19 protein-coding genes are annotated in these 19,136 nt (G+C 64.4%); 7 read left to right on the top strand and 12 right to left on the bottom strand.

All coding sequences use genetic code 11. The features are described 5' to 3' along the window. Positions 1-42: 42 nt before the first annotated feature. Positions 43-1,488: an amidohydrolase family protein gene (locus ACZYZF_RS27520; protein ID WP_463747371.1), complete on the bottom strand. Its 1,446-nt coding sequence runs from the start codon at positions 1,486-1,488 to the stop codon at positions 43-45. 380 nt (positions 1,489-1,868) lie between these two features. Between ACZYZF_RS27520 and ACZYZF_RS27515 the strand changes: the two genes are divergently transcribed. Further along, positions 1,869-3,053, top strand: a complete 1,185-nt coding sequence (locus ACZYZF_RS27515) for a cytochrome P450 (RefSeq protein ID WP_463747372.1) — start codon at positions 1,869-1,871, stop codon at positions 3,051-3,053. Between the two features lie 10 nt (positions 3,054-3,063). Next, a complete protein-coding gene (locus ACZYZF_RS27510; RefSeq protein WP_463747373.1) occupies positions 3,064-3,480 on the top strand; it encodes a VOC family protein in 417 nt (138 codons plus the stop codon). 34 nt (positions 3,481-3,514) lie between these two features. Here the strand turns inward: ACZYZF_RS27510 and ACZYZF_RS27505 are convergent, their stop codons facing one another. Beyond that, positions 3,515-4,501, bottom strand: coding sequence for a DUF7065 domain-containing protein (locus tag ACZYZF_RS27505; protein ID WP_463747374.1), 987 nt, complete (start codon positions 4,499-4,501; stop codon positions 3,515-3,517). Further along, entirely contained in the window at positions 4,498-5,562 is a 1,065-nt protein-coding gene (locus tag ACZYZF_RS27500) for a phosphotransferase family protein (RefSeq protein WP_463747375.1), read from the bottom strand. Before ACZYZF_RS27500 ends, ACZYZF_RS27505 begins: the two co-directional genes overlap by 4 nt. Before the next feature lie 122 nt (positions 5,563-5,684). On the opposite strand from ACZYZF_RS27500, the gene ACZYZF_RS27495 reads away from it, so the two are divergent. Further along, complete coding sequence (locus ACZYZF_RS27495) at positions 5,685-6,512, top strand: SDR family oxidoreductase (protein ID WP_463747376.1); 828 nt, start codon at positions 5,685-5,687, stop codon at positions 6,510-6,512. A gap of 51 nt (positions 6,513-6,563) precedes the next feature. Here the strand turns inward: ACZYZF_RS27495 and ACZYZF_RS27490 are convergent, their stop codons facing one another. Next, a complete protein-coding gene (locus tag ACZYZF_RS27490; RefSeq protein ID WP_463747377.1) occupies positions 6,564-7,520 on the bottom strand; it encodes a TauD/TfdA dioxygenase family protein in 957 nt (318 codons plus the stop codon). Positions 7,521-7,613: 93 nt separating this feature from the next. Between ACZYZF_RS27490 and ACZYZF_RS27485 the strand changes: the two genes are divergently transcribed. Then, on the top strand, positions 7,614-8,336 hold the full coding sequence (locus tag ACZYZF_RS27485; RefSeq protein WP_463747378.1) for an IclR family transcriptional regulator: 723 nt from the start codon (positions 7,614-7,616) through the stop codon (positions 8,334-8,336). A gap of 175 nt (positions 8,337-8,511) precedes the next feature. On the opposite strand, the gene ACZYZF_RS27480 is transcribed toward ACZYZF_RS27485, so the two are convergent. From ACZYZF_RS27480 to ACZYZF_RS27445, 8 genes are all read right to left on the bottom strand, one after another. Beyond that, positions 8,512-9,015 carry a hypothetical protein gene (locus ACZYZF_RS27480; protein ID WP_463747379.1) on the bottom strand — a complete coding sequence of 168 codons (504 nt, stop codon included), beginning with the start codon at positions 9,013-9,015 and terminating at the stop codon, positions 8,512-8,514. A gap of 14 nt (positions 9,016-9,029) precedes the next feature. Then, a complete protein-coding gene (locus ACZYZF_RS27475) occupies positions 9,030-9,683 on the bottom strand; it encodes a TetR/AcrR family transcriptional regulator (RefSeq protein WP_463837399.1) in 654 nt (217 codons plus the stop codon). Positions 9,684-9,800: 117 nt separating this feature from the next. Continuing rightward, entirely contained in the window at positions 9,801-10,949 is a 1,149-nt protein-coding gene (locus ACZYZF_RS27470) for an acyl-CoA dehydrogenase family protein (protein WP_463747381.1), read from the bottom strand. A 15-nt stretch (positions 10,950-10,964) separates the two neighbouring features. Beyond that, positions 10,965-12,122: a thiolase family protein gene (locus ACZYZF_RS27465; RefSeq protein WP_463747382.1), complete on the bottom strand. Its 1,158-nt coding sequence runs from the start codon at positions 12,120-12,122 to the stop codon at positions 10,965-10,967. Positions 12,123-12,143: 21 nt separating this feature from the next. Continuing rightward, positions 12,144-13,394: a CaiB/BaiF CoA transferase family protein gene (locus tag ACZYZF_RS27460; protein ID WP_463747383.1), complete on the bottom strand. Its 1,251-nt coding sequence runs from the start codon at positions 13,392-13,394 to the stop codon at positions 12,144-12,146. A gap of 4 nt (positions 13,395-13,398) precedes the next feature. After that, positions 13,399-14,157, bottom strand: coding sequence for an SDR family NAD(P)-dependent oxidoreductase (locus ACZYZF_RS27455; protein WP_463837397.1), 759 nt, complete (start codon positions 14,155-14,157; stop codon positions 13,399-13,401). 16 nt (positions 14,158-14,173) lie between these two features. Then, on the bottom strand, positions 14,174-15,352 hold the full coding sequence (locus ACZYZF_RS27450; RefSeq protein ID WP_463747385.1) for an acyl-CoA dehydrogenase family protein: 1,179 nt from the start codon (positions 15,350-15,352) through the stop codon (positions 14,174-14,176). A gap of 40 nt (positions 15,353-15,392) precedes the next feature. Then, entirely contained in the window at positions 15,393-16,691 is a 1,299-nt protein-coding gene (locus ACZYZF_RS27445) for an amidohydrolase family protein (protein WP_463747386.1), read from the bottom strand. A gap of 237 nt (positions 16,692-16,928) precedes the next feature. On the opposite strand from ACZYZF_RS27445, the gene ACZYZF_RS27440 reads away from it, so the two are divergent. From ACZYZF_RS27440 to ACZYZF_RS27430, 3 genes are read left to right on the top strand one after another with little or no spacing between them, the layout of a single operon-like run. Next, positions 16,929-17,459 carry a carboxymuconolactone decarboxylase family protein gene (locus ACZYZF_RS27440; RefSeq protein WP_463837395.1) on the top strand — a complete coding sequence of 177 codons (531 nt, stop codon included), beginning with the start codon at positions 16,929-16,931 and terminating at the stop codon, positions 17,457-17,459. A 20-nt stretch (positions 17,460-17,479) separates the two neighbouring features. Next, a complete protein-coding gene (locus ACZYZF_RS27435) occupies positions 17,480-18,799 on the top strand; it encodes an aromatic ring-hydroxylating oxygenase subunit alpha (RefSeq protein WP_463747388.1) in 1,320 nt (439 codons plus the stop codon). Beyond that, positions 18,792-19,136 (top strand): hypothetical protein, encoded by a 345-nt coding sequence (locus ACZYZF_RS27430; protein WP_463747389.1) that lies wholly within the window; start codon positions 18,792-18,794, stop codon positions 19,134-19,136. Before ACZYZF_RS27435 ends, ACZYZF_RS27430 begins: the two co-directional genes overlap by 8 nt.

The following is a 19,136-nucleotide window of genomic DNA, read 5'->3' as shown; positions in this document are numbered from 1 at the left end:
TCCTCCGACAGGGAAATTGGCTCTGAATCAGGCTGGTTTCGATCAGACGAAGATTCCCGGCCCGGTCCGGAATGCGTAGAGACCAACCACGGCGTCCTCGGGAAGCGTGTACGGCGTCGCGACCTGATCGACCGTCGGACCGATCCGGTCGGCCACCTTCGTCAACTTCTCGCGATCCAGGCCGTACAGATCAAGAGCGGTCTCGCCCAGGAACTTTCGCGTGTGATCGGGATCGACATCGGAGAAGGTGAAGCGCATGGCCTCGCGGGTGTCCGGGAAGGTTCCCTCGGCATGCGGATAGTCGTCGCCCCACATGACGTTGTCGACGAGGTCGTGCTCTACCGCCAGTTTGGCTTCACCGTTGGACATGAAACTCGCACCGATGAAGCAGTTCCGGCGGAAGTACTCCGATGGCGGCTTGGGCAGCTTGGCCCGGATCGCGGCGCCCGTCGGGCCGTGGTAGAGACCATCCATGTTCGCCATGGCCTCCGGCGCCCAGTCCACCCACTGCTCGGTGAGCACCAGCTTGAGGTTCGGGTAGCGCTCGAACACACCGCTGAAGATCATCACCCAAAGACCTCGGCGGGTCCGGAACGGCGTCTCCATCATGTACATCATCTGCGCGCCCTGACCCTCGTACGGGTAGTGCTCACCGCCGCCGCCGTGCGTGTTCACCGACATTCCGGTCTCGTTACAGGCGGCCCAAATAGGCTCCCACGCAGGGTCATTGAGCATCGGGAAATCGCCTCGGGGGGCGGGCAGATTGATACCCTTCAGTCCTGCCTCGGCGGCCCACTCGATCTCCTGCGGGCACGCGCCCAGATCGGAGATCGGGATATGCGCGATGCCGGCGTGCCGTTCCGGCGCCAATGACACGAAGTCGGCCAACCACCGGTTGTAGATTCGGACCCCGACCCGCTCGAGATCGTTGTAGGCGGAATCCCCCCAGCTGATGAGCCCGGTGGTCGAGAACGGGATCGATTGACCGTTGAGGCCACCGTGGAAGATGACATCTGCGGCAACACCCTGTTCGTCCATGTCGGCGATCCGCGCATCATGGTCCTGCAGTCCGGGCGCCAGACTGTGCTCGTAGCTGCGTTGCAGGAACCGCGCACCGACCTGGTCTGCGTTGCGGATACCGGCCTGTTTCCCGAACTTCTCGGCTTGGGCGTCGTCCAACTTCTCGGCCGCGGCCCTGCCCTGAGTGGCCGGCGCCTTTTCGGCTTGGGCCTTACCTCGTTCAGCCTGCGACTTCCCCAGTGACCAGCTCTGCTTCCCGCCGGAGTTCGCCTCCGACGACCGCCACGACAAGAGGCCCTGGCTCTCCATCTCGTTTACGAAGCGGTCGAACTCGTCGAGGTACTTCGCGTCGCAGTACGGGCGCAGCTGGTCTTTGACCGACGGGCCGACATGGCTGTCGATCGACACCGTGACGTAAGGCCGCCCATCGGAATCGGTGGCGACGGAACCGGACTGATCTTGCGACATATCTTCCCCTTGGTCATCACGCGGGTGGGCAGATGTGATCCGACGCGGAGCCAGAGAGCTCGCGTTTCGGGCGGTTCGTTGGGGAGATGTTAAGCACCATCGTGCGATTTTTGCAACGGTGTTGCGTTTTTGCACCAGCGTGGCAAGCATTGACGGAACCAGTGTGCCCCGGTATGGAGCTTGGCTTACCGCTCGCGTCGCCCCAACCCGCGGTGGAATACGTTGCGCACCAGACTGATCTGGGCCCCAATCCGCCCGATTCCTTGACCGGGCGACCGCTCGTCTGCTAGGCAGGTGCTCAGCACTTTCAATCCCTCCAGGAGATCACCCGTGCCCACATCACAACACCGTCGGCAAACGCTCGTACCGGTGAAGCAGTCATGACCGCACCGGCCGCTGCCGATCTGTACTACGACCCTTACAGCGTCGACCTCAACATGAACCCGTATTCGGTGTTCGCCCGGATGAGGGAAGAAGCCCCGCTGTACTACAACGAGCAGCACGACTTCTATGCACTGAGCCGCTACGACGACGTCAACAAGGCGGTCATCGACCACGAGACGTTCATCTCCGGCCGGGGAGCCGTACTGGAGATCATCAAGTCCGGGATGGAAATCCCCCCGGGGACATTGATTTTCGAGGACCCGCCGATCCACAACATCCATCGCAATCTGCTGTCGCGGATGTTCACCCCGCGCAAGGTGCTGGCCCTGGAACCTCAGATCCGCGAGTTCACTGCCCGCTGCCTTGATCCGCTCGTCGGAGGGGACCGCTTCGACTTCGTCAACGATCTCGGCGAGCAGATGCCCATGCGTGTCATCGGCATGCTGTTGGGCATCCCCGAGGAACGGCAGCGACAGATCACCGACCACGGTGAGGAGATCCTGCAGGGCCAGACGGTCGACGCACTGGCGACCGGTGAGGTGTTCGCCGAGTTCATCGACTGGCGCGCTGAGCACCCCTACGACGACATCATGACCGACCTGCTCAACGCCGAGTTCGAAGACGAGACCGGCACGGTGCGCAAGTTGCGCCGCGACGAGCTGCTGCTCTACCTGACCGTCATCGCCACCGCCGGCTCAGAAACCACCACCCGACTGATCGGCTGGGCCGGCAAGACGCTGGCCGAATACCCGGATCAACGCCGCGACCTGGTGGCGAACCCAGGGCTCATCCCCCAGGCGATCGAAGAGATCCTGCGGTGGGAGCCACCGGCCCTGCAGATCGCGCGCTACGTCACCCGCGACGTGGAGTACTACGGCCGGACCGTGCCGGAGGGGTCGGCGATGCTGATGCTGGTCGGCGCGGCCAATCGCGACCACCGCCGGTTTGCGCCTGATGGTGATGTCTTTGACATCCACCGGGAACAGCACGCGCACATGACCTTTGGCGCAGGAACGCACTTCTGCATGGGTAACGCCCTGGCCCGACTCGAAGGCCGCATCGCGTTGGAGGAGATCCTCAAGCGCTTCCCCGAGTGGGAGGTCGACTGGGAGAACACGGTGCCGTCGGAAACCGCAGCGGTCCGAGGCTGGGCCGCGATGCCGACCTTCATTTCCGGGTAGGGACGCTCAGATGCATCGCATCCTTCTGAGCACCCTCATCATCGACGCTCCGTCCGACGCCCAAGGCGCAACGGCCGATTTCTGGGCCGGAGCTCTCGACGCCGAGCAATACCGTCCACGGCAAGCCCCCGACTACTGCATCCTCCAAGGTGCGTCGGAGGATTTCCGCGTCGTGGTCCAGAATGTGCACTCCGGCCAAGCCGGAGTCCATCTCGACATCCACACCGACGATCTGGATGCCGAAGTGAAACGCCTCAAAGCTCTGGGCGCCAAGGTGATCGACGATTCCTTCGTCGATCATCCCGGGAAGTGGGTCATCATGGCCGATCCTGCCGGCAAGGAATTCTGCGTGGTCTACGCGCTGAATCCGCTGCGACCCCAGGCGGACCGCGACGCGTTCGAGCGAAAGGCAAAACAGGTCAGCTGACCGGGTCACGGCGCACAATGTCCGCTCGGCCGCGTCATCTCGGCCGCGTCGCAAGCCCACTCGATCGGCGGCCGGCGAAGAACTGCCTGCTGAATTCTCGTTGACCCGCAACGCTCCAGTTGTCATGGTCCTCGCCGAACGCGGTGATCCCGTCCCATGTCCATTCGGTCAGGCAGTTCCATGTCCACAGGTTCGGATTGATGACGAAACCGAGACGGTTGAGGGCCTGTCCCGAGGCCTCGACGTTGCGCCCGTGCTCGTCGACCGCGCTGATGGCGACGCGCGTGGGCGCACCCGAGACGTGGTCGCGCTCGACGACCTCGCGCCGGCCGCTGACCAGCTTGCCCCAGACGCCCTCGCGCAGCAGGTAACCGTGGATGACATACGCAGTGCCGTCACCGAAATCCATGGTGATGGCGTGGAAACCGGCATCCTCTGAGGCCGTGGCATAGCTGTATCCACCACGCTTGCTCGGTGTGGCGTGAATGCCCACACCGTGCTGACTACGAGGTCCCCACGACCGGTCGCGGAATCCATACGCGTCCACGGGGATTCGTTCCCCCTGCAACACGATCTCGCCTTGGAAGCGCCCGGGCTGGTCCAGGTGACTCTCACCGAGCAGATGCGGTCTACTCGTGCCGGTGAAGGTGAGGTCGACGTGGATCTCGTCGCCGCCGTCGGGATCGTCGTAGCCGATGCGGTAGCGGCTTCCCAGCTCCAGCACCTCGTAGCGCGATCCGTTGGCCACGTTCAGGTTGGACAGTGGTTCTGCAGGCATCGGAAGGTGCCAGAAGTTCTTCGCGTACAGGCAGTTCCAGACCTGGTCTCCGGTATCGTCCCAGAAGTACGCCCCGGCCGACATCGCTCCGAGCGTGGGTTTGAAGAACGGGTAGAGCTGTCCGGACAGCCTGCGCTCCGGCACAGTGAAGGTGAACCAGCAGGTTTCGCTCCATTCCGGGTCAGCGGGGTCCGTCGGCGGATGGAACTCGTCGTCGGTCGCCGCGTACGGTCCAGTCGTCATGCCCGCGCCTGCGCATGTTCGTCGAGTATTGCCGCGACGAGTGCCGTCGCCGGATTGTCCCGCCAAATGGTGTGGTCGGACGGCACAGCGCCGGATTGCTCCCAGCGGTTCATCACAGAAACCACCGTCGATGCGAAACGATAGGCCGCGAACAGCTCGTACCAGGACAACTGTCGCACCGAAGTCCCGGCTCTACGCTCGTAATGAGCCACCTGCTCGGCGCGGGTGGGCTCGCCGTCCAGGCGCGTCATATCGGAGCCTTCGTGCATCCACCGGTCGGCCATCAACCACCAGCCCAGGTCCAGTTCGCGCTCCCCTACCGCCACACCTTCGAAGTCGGTGAGGCACAACGGTGTACCCGCAGTGCGGTCCCAGATGATGTTGCCCGGTCTGGCGTCACCCCAGAGCAGTACGACGTCTTCGGGGGCCGACGGCAGAGTCGAGTGCAACACCTCCGACGCCCGGTCGAAGACATCGGCGCGGCGCCCTCGCAGGCCCTGCCGCAACTGCGCCTCCCACAGGGCCAGCTGCCGCTGCGCCCCCGGCCGAGCCGATCCGTCGTCGAGCATCGACAGGCCCGACTCCCGCCAGGGCGCGGTGTGCAACCGGGCCAGCGCGTCGAGGCCGGACCGGACCACGGTGCGGCGAAACTCCGGCGCGGCCACGGCGTAGAAACCCTCCGCCGTGCACGGCGGGACCTCGACCGGGACGACGCCGTCGACGAAGTCCATCACCAGAAATGGCACACCCAGAATGCTTGGGTCGGGCTCGAATTCGACACCGGCTGCCACCGGCAGCACATCCGCAAGCGCGCGCATGACCGTTGACTGCAGGGCGACACCGGTGCCGATACCGGGTGCCTGCTCGGGATACGGTGAGTCCTCGGCGCTTTCGCGCCGCAGGACCTGCTTGCTGGCGCGGCCCATGACGGTGGCGGAGAAGACGAGATTGTCGGCGGAAAATCCGCTCCCCGGCCGGTCGTGCATGCTCACCGTGACCGGGCCGCCGAGTCGTTGCTCCAGCCAAGCCTCGAGTCGAGGCACCAGTTGCTCGTCGTCCATCTGCCATCCCGTCCGGCGACGGCACCGAGGACAACCCGGCGCCGACGTGTCCCCACTGACACGCAGCGTCAGCGTATACAAATTTTGCAATGTGTCTACAGGTCATCGATACATCAGGTTTGATGGCACGGAAGGTGCTGTCGAGCGTGTCGTCCCGACACGAGGGAAGGACGACTGTGAAACCACTGGCGGGGTCCCGGATCCTCGTGGTCGGCGCATCCTCCGGCATCGGACGGCAAGTCGGTTTGCAGGCGGTCGCCGCCGGTGCCACGGTGGCATTCGCGGCCCGCCGGGTAGATCAACTCAGGGAGGCGGTGGCCGAGGCGCCGGGTGACAGCCACCTCGCCATCGAATGCGACGTGAGGGACGAAGCCCAATGCATCCGCGCCGTCGAGGCGGTCGTGAAAGCATGGGGCGGGCTGGACCACCTCGTGTACGCCACCGCGATCGACGTGCTCACGAGGCTCGATGATGCCTCGCATGACACCTGGAACAACACTTTCGGCACCAACGTGTACGGCGCAGCGGCGGTGACCCGTGCGGCTCTGCCGCATCTGTTGGCATCCAAAGGGCGGGCGGTCTACCTCAGCGCCTCCTCGGTGCCGCGCCCGCTGCCCGGCATGGGTGTGTATGCCGCCAGCAAGGCGGCACTCGAGACGATGGTCACCGCCTGGCAGCACGAACACCCGGAACTGGCCTTTACGACGGTGCGGATCGGGTCGGTGTTGGGGACCGGCGTCACCGACAGCTGGAGCCATGAACTGCTCGCCGAGCTCGCGCAGGAGTGGGCCACCGGCGGGTACTTACCGTCGAACGGACCCGGCGGAGCAATGACGGTCGAGCAGGCAGCGGCGGCCGTTCTGGCGGTGCTGACGAGCCCGGCATGGCTGCGGGAGGTCACCGCCGTGTCGGACCCGGGGCGGGACAATTACCAGTTCGAGCAAACCTGACCCCACCGATCAGCGACGGGCTCACACCGCCGAAATACGCTCGCGGCGGGATCAGACGGTCATCTCGAGGATCTTGTCGCCCTGGGCGTTGCCCTCGAAGTAGCCCAGACCGTAGTCTCCGCGGATCGTGGTGCGGTGCATGATGCGTGGCTCGTCTGGGTCGTGGCCACTGACAGCGTGCAGCATGCGCAGGTTGTCCCAGATCACCATGTCGGTGGGACGCCATTTGTGGAAGTACGGGGCGATGTCGGCGAGCATCTCCTTGCATACCGATTCGAGGAGCGCGTCGCCCTCGGGTGTCTCATCACCTTCGATGCCCTCGGCCATCCACGGCGAGATGTGCAGCACCTTTTCTCCGGTAGTGCGCGTCCATACCGCGGGATGGACGGCACGGGGAAGCTGCTTGCCGTAGTCGATCGTCCGCTGCAGGGCGGCGTGCGCCTGGATCTCGCGGAATCCGTCGGCCAGGCCGAACCGCATCTCCGAGAAGCGCAGATTGAGCGTGTACACGATGTTGCGTTCTTCAATCTGGCGACGCAACGCCGGCGACATCCGCTTGTAGAGGCCGATACCGTCGGCGAATCCGGTCTCGCCGCCCTCACTGACGCCGGTCACGCAGCGGAGCACCCCGGCCAGGTTCAGTTCATTGTTGTAGCAGTGATCGAAATGCCAAGGCAGCCAAGAGGTCACTTCCTTGCCATCGATCTCGACGATATTGCCCTCACGCGGCTCCTGGCCGATTTCGATGACCCCCGGGTACAAGGCTCCCCCGGCCCGCGGCACCGTCGGAACCGGATGGTCCTTCAACGGGCCAAACACCTTGCTGATCTCCACCTGCAACCGTGCGTCGGGTTCGACCTCCTCGAAAAGGATCATCCCCCGCTCCTGAAAGACCTGTCGCAGCCGCTCGCGTACTTGGTGTTCTTCGAGAACCGTGAGCGTGATGCCGGTGACCCTCGCACCGAACGACAGATCATCCCGAAGGGGCTGGACCTGGATGGATGACATGGCTCATTCCTCCCGCATCGGACACTCGACCCACATGCGACGTATCATTATTTGATATAGTGGATCACTATCCAACATTAGTGAGGTGCGCCGATGGCCGTCAAGGGCAGTTCCACCGCTGCGCGTGTGCTGACCGTGTTCGAGGCGGTGGCAGCCCATGAACCGGTCGGCGTCGCCGACCTCTCCCGGATGCTGCAGATCGACAAGAGTGCCGTGCAGCGTGCGCTGGTGACGCTGGCGGAGCAGGGCTGGATCCAGACGCACGGAGAGCAGCTGACCCGATGGGAGACCACCCCGCGGATTCTCAGCATCGCCCACAGCTCCCGCGCGAAGGCCGACCTGCGCCAGACGATTCAGCTGGCGCTTGAACAACTGGCCGCGCAAACCGGCGAAACTGCGATGTTCAACGAACCGGACGGTCCGCAGCTGGTGGTGTCTCAGGTGGCGGAGAGTCGACAGCCACTGCGGATGGCGCCGCGCATCGGCGCCAATGTCCCCACCCGCGACAGCGCTACCGGCCGTATTCTTTTGCCATTCCTCACCTTTGAACGGCAGGTCGAACTGCTCGGCGAACCACCTGACGCCGAATTTCTGGCCCTGCTCGACGCGTGCCGGGACCGAGGCTACGCCGCCAGCAACGAAGTGAACGGGCCCTCCATGACCATCGCGGCACCGGTGTTCGACGTTGGCGGTCGTCCGATCGGCGCGATCGCAATCAGCGGGCCGGCCGAGCGCATGCCGCCCGCGAGCCACCCCCACTTGGCGGAATTGGTCTGCCAGACAGCAGATTTGGTGTCGCGCAACGTTCGCGCGTAATCGATTCCGTTCCTGAACTCGGTGCGCAATACGCGCGCGAGAAGGGCGTCGCGACGGCCGCCACGATCGTAGAGTTCGGCCAGTCGGTCACCGAACCCTGTCGCCGGTGAGGTCGGGCCGGGTCCGTTCGTGGCCCCGAGTCACCGGTACACGGGGTGGTCGGTATGGACCGCTGTCAGCTGGCCGGAATCAGATCGGCAGGCACCGAGCGGCTGACCATCGTGCCGCATCGGAATGCCTCGGTACTTCCGACCAGAGCGGCCTCGGGATCGTTGACCGCCGCCAGCGCCTGCGCCTTGAAAGCGCGTGCGGCAGCAGACAGTTCGTGACGTACGGGGTCAACGTGCAGGTCGGCCGGACACTCGTCGCCCCACAACGTCACTTCAGTGTGTCCCTGCTCCAACGCGCCGAGGACGCCGCGGCGCACACGCTCATCGGCGTTGAACAGATCGGCGGCCACTGCAACGGTCTGCGGGTGCGGGCGGTCCTCCCAGGACTCCAGGACCGACTCCAGGGAAATGGTCTCCACCCCGAGAATCGCCAGCGGACGGACATCCTCGTCGGCACCGATCAGCACCGTGACATCCCACCCTGCCATCACCCGATCGACCAGCCAGCCACCGGCGAACCGGACCGCGTCCACCACGCAGGGGGCGACCACATCAAGCCGATACCGCATGTCGTCCTCCAATCTCACTGGCCGGCCGCCCCGTTGCGGCCGCCCGGCTGCTCGATCTCCCGCCCCAGCATCTCTGCGTAGTCCTTGAACACGTCCGTCAACGGGAGCGAGGGATCGAGTAGCCATGAGGTCTCCATTCCATTGATGAATGCCAGGATTTCCACGGCCTTGGTGGCCGCGTCGAAGTCAGAGCGGTAACGGCCGTTGAGCTGGCCGCGGGTGATGATGTCCGTGACGATGTCGCGCGCAGCCTGCTGCCGTTTCAGCAAACGGTCGTGCAGTGGGGCGTCGGGCTGAATGTTCTCCACCAGCAGCACGGTGAAGGTGCCGACCAACTCGGGCGCCCGGACGAACCGCTCGGCCACCCGCTTGATCTCCTGAGCAAGGTCCCCGGAACGGTCCGCGTGCGTGTCGTCGTCGTGATCGCGCGCATCGAGTACGGCGTTGAGCAGTTGCTCCTTGGACTCGAAATGGTGCAGCAGACCAGCCGGTGTGACGCCGGCTTCCCGGGCGATCTGTGCCAGCGACGTGTTGCGCCACCCATTGCGGGCCAGCAGCTTCTCAGCCACGGAAAGTATCCGCTGCCTGCGGTCTTCCCCCTTGGCCAGGAGCGTCTCATAGGGCCGTGCGCCCCCAGAAGACGCCTCTGCCCCTGCCACTGACGCCACCGGACTCCTTCGTCGATCCAACCTAGTGAACACACAGTAGGTTGGTTCGACGGTCTGTGACAAGGGTCTCAGAGAAAGAACTTCCCGGCGGCCGTCACAACCGCCGGGTCTGCCCCCTCAGAGTCCCAACGACTTCGCGATGATCACCTTCATGACCTCGCTGGTCCCGGCGTAGATACGGGCCACCCGGGCGTCCGTGTAGAGCCGGGCGATGGGGTACTCCATCATGTAGCCGTACCCACCGAAGAGCTGCAGGCAACGATCGATGACTCGCGCCTGCATCTCGGTGCAGAACAATTTCACCCGGGCTGCATCGGCACCGGACAACTCTCCGTCGACATGCAGGGCCACCGCGCGGTCCAGCATCGCCTGGGCGGCTTCCACCTCGGTCGAACACGCCGCCAGCTCGAATTTGGTGTTCTGAAATGAGGCCACCGGCTGGCCGAACGCCTTGCGATCCTTGGTGTAGCCGATCGCCGCCGCAATCGCCGAGCGGGCCTGAGCCACCGAACCCACCGCCACGGTCAGGCGCTCCTGTGCCAGGTTGTGGCCGAGGTAGCTGAAGGCCTCACCCTCCTCCCCCAGCACGTTGGCCACGGGCACCCGGACGTCGGTGAACGACAGCTCCGCGGTGTCCTGCACCTTGCAGCCCATCTTCTCCAGCTCACGGCCCCGCTCAAACCCCGCCATGCCGTCTTCGACGACCAGCAGTGTCAGCCCCTTGCGGCGGTTCTCCGGGTCGGTGGACGTCCGCGCCACCACGACCACCAGGTCGGCCTGGATGCCGCCGGTGATGAACGTCTTGGCGCCGTTGAGCACGTACTCGTCACCGTCACGAACCGCTGTGGTGCGCATGCCGGCCAGGTCCGAACCGGTCCCGGGCTCGGTCATCGCGACCGCGGTCAGCAGCGTTCCCGCGGCCAGCCCGGGGAACCAGCGCTGCCGCTGCTCGTCGTTCGCATAGTGCAGGAAGTACGGCAGGATGACCTCGAGCTGCGTGCGTACCGTGGACAGCGTCACCAGCGCCCGGGCCGCCTCCTCCTGGAGAACGACGTTGTACCGGTAGTCGTCGATACCCGCGCCGCCGTACTCCTCGGGGATCGCCATACCGAGCATGCCGAGTTCACCCATGTGCTTGAACACGTCACGGGGCATGCGTCCGCCCTTCTCCCACTCGGGATAGGCGGGGACGACTTCCTTTTCGATGAAATCGCGGGCGAGCGCACGGAATGCCTCGTGGTCCTCGGTGAACAGATTGCGTTGCACTACTTCTCCCTGATATCAGTCGATGAGCTCGACCAGCGTGGCGTTGGCGGTACCGCCGCCCTCACACATGGTCTGCAACCCGTAACGAATCCCGTTGTCGCGCATGTGATTGATCATCCGGGTCATCAACACTGCCCCGGACGCGCCGAGCGGGTGCCCCAGCGCGATGGCGCCGCCGAGCGGGTTCAACTTGGCTTCGTCGGCTCCCGTGTCGGCCAACCAGGCCAGCGGCACCGGAGCGAAGGCCTCGTTCACCTCGAACACGCCCACCTCGTCGAGACGCACGCCGGCCTTGTGCAACACCTTCTCGGTGGCCGGGATGGGCCCGGTCAGCATCAACACCGGATCCGCTCCGGTCACCGCGCCCGCGCGGTACCGCGCAATGGGCGAAAGGCCCATGGCCACAGCCGCTTCAGCCGTCATCACCAGCAGCGCGGCGGCGCCGTCGGAGATCTGCGACGAGTTGCCGGCGTGAATCACCCCGTCCTCGGCGAAGGCAGGCTTGAGGCCGGCCAGTTTCTCCACCGTTGTGCCGCGACGCACGCCCTCGTCGGCGACCACCGGGTCCACCTGGTCGGCCGGATCCGGGAAAACCGTGATCATCTGGTTCTCGAAGGCACCGCGGTCCTGGGCGGCCGCGGCCCGCTCGTGGGAGGCCACCGAGTACTCGTCCAGCTGGGTTCGGCTGAAACCCCACTTCTGCGCGATCATTTCGGCGGAGATGCCCTGGTTGAACGCAAAACCCTTATACCGGTCAAGCGCTTTCGGTCCGTACGGCATGCCGGTCGAGCGGGCCGCCCCCAGTGGGACCTTGCTCATCACCTCCACCCCACCGGCGACGACGACATCCTGCTGGCCCGACATCACGGCCTGGACCGCGAAATCCAGTGCCTGCTGGCTGGACCCGCAGGCACGGTTGACCGTGGTGCCCGGGATGTGTTCGGGCCATCCCGCGGCCAGCACCGAGTACCGGCCGATGTTGCTGGACTGATCGCCGACCTGCGAGACGCAACCCCAGACCACGTCGTCGATGATGTCGGGGCTGATACCCGCCCGCTCCACCAGTGCGTTGAGCACCAGCGCTGACAGGTCGGCGGCGTGGAACCCGGAAAGGCCGCCGTTGCGCTTGCCGACCGGAGTGCGGACTGCTTCGACGATGACAGTTTCGCGCATAGGTTTCTCCGCTTCTGTTGATTAGGACTGCCGGTAGGCGGGACCGATCGCGCCCTGCTCACGCAGCGCGGCGATCTGCTCGGCGCTCACGCCGATCCCGCCCAGGATGGCATCGGTGTGCTCGCCGAGGCCCGGCACCGCGCCCATACCCATTTCCATGCCGCTGATCACCGGTGGCGGCAGCAGCGCGGAGATCTCCCCGTTGGGAGTGCCGACCTGACGCCACCGGTCCCGCGCCTTCAGGTGTGGATGGTCGATGACCTCACTGGGCAGGTTGTAGCGCGAGTTGCCGATCCCGGCCTCGTCCGCAGTCTGTTGAATATCAACGAGATCATGCTGGGCACACCATGATTCGATCGCCTTGTTCAGCTCGTCCCGGTGAGCACAGCGATCGGAATTCGTGGCGAAACGCGGGTCGTCGGCGAGATCGGGGCGTTCGATGATCTCGCGGGCCAACCGCTGCCATTCCCGGTCGTTGGTGGTCCCCAGCACCACCGTCTGCCCGTCGCGGGTATCGAAGGCCCCGTAGGGCGCCACCGCCGGCGAACTCATCCCCAGCGGAATCTGGTCGATCCCCGAGTGCTGGGTGTAGGCCAGCTGGTAACCCATGATGTCGGTCATCGTGTCGAACAGGCTGACCGCGACGGCCGGCGCCGCACCGGTGTCGCCGTTACGGGCCCGGCCGAGCAGCAGCGCCATGATGGACAGCGCCGAATACAGGCCGGTGGTGATATCAGCAACCGCCGCACCGGGTTTGGCAGGCATCCCGGCATATCCCGTCGACGCGCATGATCCGGACTCGGCCTGCACCAGCAAGTCGTAGGCGCGCTTGTGCGACAGTGGCCCGCCTGGGCCGTAGCCGTCGATCTCGACCGGGATCACCTGTGGGTGCCGCACCTTGAGGTCCTCGGGCCCGAGTCCCAGGCGCGCGGTGGCACCGGGCGCGAGATTGGACACGAACGCGTCGGCACCATCGAGCAACCGGTGCAGCATTTCCATCCCCTCCGGGGACTTCAGGTTGAGCGTGACCGATTCCTTACCTCGGTTCGCCCAGACGAAGTGGGCCGCCTGACCCAGCACGACATCGTCGTAGTCCCGGGCGAAGTCGCCCCCCTTGGGGTTCTCGATCTTGATCACCCGGGCGCCGAAGTCGGCGAGCACCCGGGTGCACATGGGCGCCGAGACCGCCTGTTCCATGGCGATGACGGTGATACCGGTCAGCGGAAGGTGGGAACCGTCCGTCGTCGAGGGTTCGCTCGTAAACTCGCTCACAACGTCACATAACCATGCCGCCATCGACGGGCAATACCTGCCCGGTGATGTACGACGCGGCATCGGAGGCCATGAAGACGAACGCGCCGGCGATCTCGTCGGCCTCGGCCCACCGTTTGAGCGGGATGCGGTTCATCATGTTGGCCGCGAACTTCTCGTTGGTACGGATGGTTTCCGTCATCGGTGTGGCGGCCAGTGGCGCCAGGGCGTTGACCATGATGTTCTTGGTCGCCAGCTCACGTGCCAGGGATTTGGTGATGCCGATCAGGCCGGCCTTGGCCGCCGAGTAGTTCACCTGACCCAAGGTGCCGGTGATCCCGGCGGCCGAGGTGACGTTGATGATGCGCCCGGTGCCGTCGGTCGGGATGTGCGGCAACGCGGCCTGCGTGACATGGAAGGTGCCCATCACGTGGATGTCGAATGTGAGCCGAAACGTCTCGTCGGTCAGTTTGGGGAACATCGCCGGCGCGGTCACGCCGGCATTGTTGACGACGATGTGCAGGTTGCCCTCGGTGAGTGCGGCAGCCTGGGCGGCGGCAGCCACCGCGGCGTCGCGGTCACTGACGTCCAGCGCGGCACTATCGGCCTTGCCACCCGCGCCATTGATGCGCTCCGCGACCTTGGCGGCCGCCTCACCGCTGATATCGGTCACCAGTACGGACGCACCGGCAGCGGCCAGCGCTTCCGAGACTGCGGCGCCGATCCCGGCACCGGCCCCGGTGACCAGTGCCGAACGTCCGGTCAGGTCGAAATAGGTCCTCATTGAATTGAATATCTCCTCAGTAGCTCTTGGGCAGGCCGAGAACGTTGGCGGCAAGGAAGTTCAGGATCATCTCCTGGCTCACCGGTGCGATCTTCATCAGTCGGGACTCCCGGAAGAATCGGGAGATGTTGTATTCCTCGGAGTAACCCATCCCGCCGTGGGTCTGCAGCGCGCGGTCCGCCGCGCCGAATCCGGCATCGGCGCACAAGTACTTGGCCATGTTGGCCTCCCGACCGCACGGCTTGCCGCTGTCGTAGAGCCAGGTGGCCTTGCGCAGGATGAGCTCGGCGGCATCGAGGCGGGCCAGCGAGTCTGCCAGCGGGAACTGGATGCCCTGGTTCATGCCGATCGGCCGGTCGAATACCACCCGTTCGTTGGCGTACTTGACCGCACGGTCCAACGCCACCCGACCGATGCCCAGCGCCTCGGCGGCGATCAGCATCCGCTCCGGGTTGAGGCCGTGCAGGATGTACTTGAAGCCCTTGCCCTCCTCGCCGATCAGGTGCTCGGCCGGCACCCGCAGATCGTCGATGAACAATTCGTTGGAGCTCACCGCGTTTCGTCCCATCTTGTTGATGGGACGAATCTCGACGCGTTCGCGGTCGAGATCGGTCAGGAACAGCGAGAGTCCGTCGGTCGGCTTTCCTCCGCGCTTCTCGACGTCCTCGCGGGACTCGGTGCGCGTGAGCAGCAGAATCTTCTCGGACTCGAGAGCTTTGGAGATCCACACCTTACGGCCGTTGACCACATAACTGTCGCCGTCTTTCTTGGCGAACGTGGTGATGCGCGAAGTATCCAGGCCCGCACCGGGTTCGGTGACTCCGAAGCACACATGCAGATCACCGTTGACGATGCGCGGCAGCGTCTCCTTCTTCATTTCCTCAGAGCCGTACACCACCACCGGCTGCATGCCGAATATGGACATGTGGATCGCGCTGGCCGCGTTCATGGCGCCCCCGGACCGGGCCACCTCCTCGGCCAGGATGGTGGCTTCGGTGATTCCCAGCCCGTGGCCGCCGTACTCCTCGGGGATCGTCATCCCGAGCCAGCCCCCGCCGGCGACGGCGTCGTAGAACTCCTGAGGGAACTCGTGGGCCTGGTCCTTGGTCATCCAATAGTGATCGTCGAACTTGCCCGCCAGCTCCGCAACGGATTTGCGGATCAGCTGCTGGTCCTCGGTCAGTTCGAAATTCATACCGCCCGACACTGTGTGCTCTCCTAGCTGTTCTGGTGGATCAGTCCTGTGCGCCGGCAACAACTTTGGCGTTGGCCTGAAAATCGGCGAAGCTGACTTTGTCACCACTTCGCTCATGGCTCAGGGCGCGGATCTCCACATCATGACCTTCGGCCTGCTTACGCAGCGCACCGACGGTCGCCTGCTCCTTGGGGAAGTGCACGAACGGATCGAAGTGGTACAGCCGCATGGCGTTCTCGTGAGTCATCTTGTTGATCTCGTCGTCGGGAACGTCGTAGGTGTCGAACACCGCGCTCAATTCCTCGGGGGCGCCCGGCCACATCGAGTCACTGTGCGGGTAGTCCATCTCCCAGCAGATGTTGTCCACGCCGATCTCGTGGCGGTTCTTCACCCCGACGGGGTCGGAGATGAAGCAGGTCATGAAGTGCTCGCGGAACACCTCTGAGGGCAGCTTGTCACCGAAGTCCTGGTGCGTCCACGTCGAGTGCATTTCATAGGTGCGGTCCACCCGGTCCAAGAAGTACGGAATCCAGCCCGTGCCACCCTCGGACAACGCGATCTTGAGGTCCGGGTAGGCCTTGATCGGCGCCGACCACAACAGGTCCGCGGCGGCCTGCACGATATTCATCGGCTGCAACGTGATCATCACGTCCATCGGCGCATCCGGGGCGGTGATCGCGAGCTTGCCCGACGACCCGATATGCACGTTCATCACGGTGTCGGTGTCGACGAGGGCCTCCCACAACGGCTTCCAGTACTCCAGGTCGTGGAAGGACGGGTAGCCCAGCGTCGACGGGTTCTCGGTGAAGGTCAGCGAGTGCACGCCCTTCTTCGATACCCGCCGGATCTCGGCGGCACACAGCTGTGGATCCCAGATCGCGGGAATCGCCATCGGAATGAAGCGCCCCGGGTTGGACCCGCACCACTCGTCGATGTGCCAGTCGTTGTAGGCCTGGACCAACGCCAGCGAGAACTCGGCATCCTCGGTGGCGAACAACCGCGCGGCGAAACCCGGGAATGACGGGAAGTTCATCGTCGCCAGCACGCCGCCGGCATTCATGTCCTTGACCCGCTCGTTCGGGTCATAACACCCCTTGCGGATCTCATCCAGCCCCTGAGGCTCAAGGCCGTACTCCTCCTTGGGCCGCCCCGCCACGGCGTTGAGCGCCACATTCGGGATCACGGTGTCACGGAACTGCCAGGTGTCGCTGCCGTCCGGGTTGTGCACCAGACGAGGCGCCTCATCTCGGTACTTGGCCGGCAGATGGTTCTTGAACATGTTGGGCGGTTCGATGATGTGGTCATCGACGCTGATCAGGATCATGTCGTCTTTGTTCACTGCCTCGCTCCGTTCACCCGCGGTCACATTGATTCTCTATGAGAGGAAACTAGCTTCTCATCTGGAGAGAATCAATGTCTGACGGGGCTGACAAGGAGATTTGGCCAGGTCGCGGCACAACCTGAGGCGTTCTTGTTGACCATCGGCACAAAAGGTGGAAACCTGTTAGTCGGAAATGAGAACCTGATTCTCGTCACCGAGAGTCACTGACGGGTCAATCGAGAGGAGAACCACCCCGTGCGCTTGGCCCCCTTGCCCGCCGAGGAGTGGGATGACGACGTGCGACGAGCACTGTCGGTCATGCTTCCGGAAGAGCGGCTGAATCCTGAGGGAGCGGGCACCGCACTGTCGACACTGGCCCGCCATCCGGCGCTGACCAAGGCTTTCCTGCGGTTCAGCAATCACCTGCTGTTCCGCTCGACCCTGGAACCGCAGATGCGTGAATTGGCCATCCTGCGGATCGCCCACCGTAAGCAATGCGAGTACGAATGGACGCACCACGCCTTCATCGGTAAGGCCGAGGGGCTCACCGATGAACAGATCGCCAGCTCCACGAGCGGCCAAGGCTCCACTCCCCTGGATCAACTCGTGCTCGACTCTGTCGACGAACTCGACGGCCAGTCCGAGATATCGGACGTCACCTGGACCGCACTGAGCGAGCACCTCTCCGAACGTCAGCGCATGGACCTGGTTTTCACAATCGGCGGTTATGGCGTGATGGCCATGGCCTACAACACCTTTGGAATCGCGCCGGAATCCGGCCACTAACCTGAAAGAAAGAGGAGACAATGGCGCACTTCCCGAAGCCGGCTGTCGGTAGCTGGACCGAGAACTGGCCCGAATTGGGCACCGCCCCGGTCGATTACACCGATTCGATCGATCCCGAGCACTGGAAACTGGAGCAGCAAGCCATCTTCCGCAAGACCTGGCTGCACGTAGGGCGTGTCGAACGGCTGCCCAAGGCCGGTAGCTACTTCACGCGTGAAATGCCGTCGGTGGGTACGGGCACGTCCATCATCATCAACAAGGACAAGGAAGGCGTGATCCATGCCTTCTACAATCTGTGCCGGCATCGCGGCAACAAGCTGGTCTGGAACGACTACCCGGGCGAGGAAGTCTCGGGCAGCTGCCGTCAGTTCACCTGCAAGTACCACGCGTGGCGCTATGACCTGAAGGGTGATCTGACCTTCATCCAGCAGGAGCAGGAGTTCTTCGACGTCGACAAGGCGGACTACCCGCTCAAGCCGGTCCGCTGCGAGGTGTGGGAAGGCTTCATCTTCGTCAACTTCGACGATGACGCCAAGCCGCTGGTCGAGTCGATGGGCGATTTCGGGAAGGGTCTCGAGGGCTACCCGTTCCACGAGATGACCGAGGTCTACAGCTACAAGTCCGAGATCAAGGCGAACTGGAAGCTGTTCATCGACGCGTTCATCGAGTTCTATCACGCGCCGATCCTGCACATGAAGCAGGCGACCAAGGAGGAAGCCGAGAAGCTCGCCAAGGTCGGCTTCGAGGCGCTGCACTACGACATCAAGGGCGATCACTCGATGATCTCCTCCTGGGGTGGCATGTCCCCGCCCAAGGACCTCAACATGGTCAAGCCCATCGAGCGGATCCTGCACAGCGGTCTGTTCGGCCCTTGGGACCGCCCCGATATCAAGGGCATCCTGCCCGACGAGCTCCCGCCGGCCGTCAACCCGGCGCGCCAGCCCACCTGGGGCCAGGACTCCTTCGAGTTCTTCCCCAACTTCACTCTGCTGCTGTGGGTTCCGGGCTGGTACCTCACCTACAACTACTGGCCGACAGGCGTGGACAGCCACGTCTTCGAGGCCAACCTGTACTTCGTACCGCCGAAGAACACCCGTCAGCGCCTGAGCCAGGAGCTGGCCGCGGTGACCTTCAAGGAGTACGCGCTGCAGGACGCCAACACTCTGGAGGCCACCCAGACCCAGATCGGGACCCGGGCGGTCACCGAGTTCCCGCTGTGTGACCAGGAGGTCCTGCTGCGCCACCTGCACCACACCGCGCACAAGTACGTTGACGAGTACAAAGCAGCCCAAGCCGAGAAGGCCGCCGCCAAGACCAACGGGAGCGTTGCCCATGTCTGAGACCAAAGAAGCCCTGCTGCCGGCCGAATTCGCCGACCTCGAGCGCTTCAGCGATTGGATCCTGGCCACCGAGCCGGAGCGCTACGCCAAGCGGCTGGCCTCGACCATGGAGGAGATGCAAGATCTCTACGACGTCGGCCTGGCTCGACTCGAGGAGGTCATGGTCTACCTGGACGCCCGTTTCCCGTTGCACGACATGCCCGATGACGCCAAGCGGCTCATGCATCTGATGCAGTCGGTCGTGATGGTGAGTTTCCCGGTGGAGGCCTGGAAGCAACCGCGCGTGCTCGACAGCGGTGCGGCCTGGGTCGAGATCACCCGGGAGCCGGTGGTCTGA

This window comes from Mycobacterium sp. IDUB_24 (assembly GCF_055419385.1).
The sequence above is the reverse complement of the archived record's forward strand: the minus strand, read 5'-3'. Positions and strand labels throughout refer to the sequence as shown.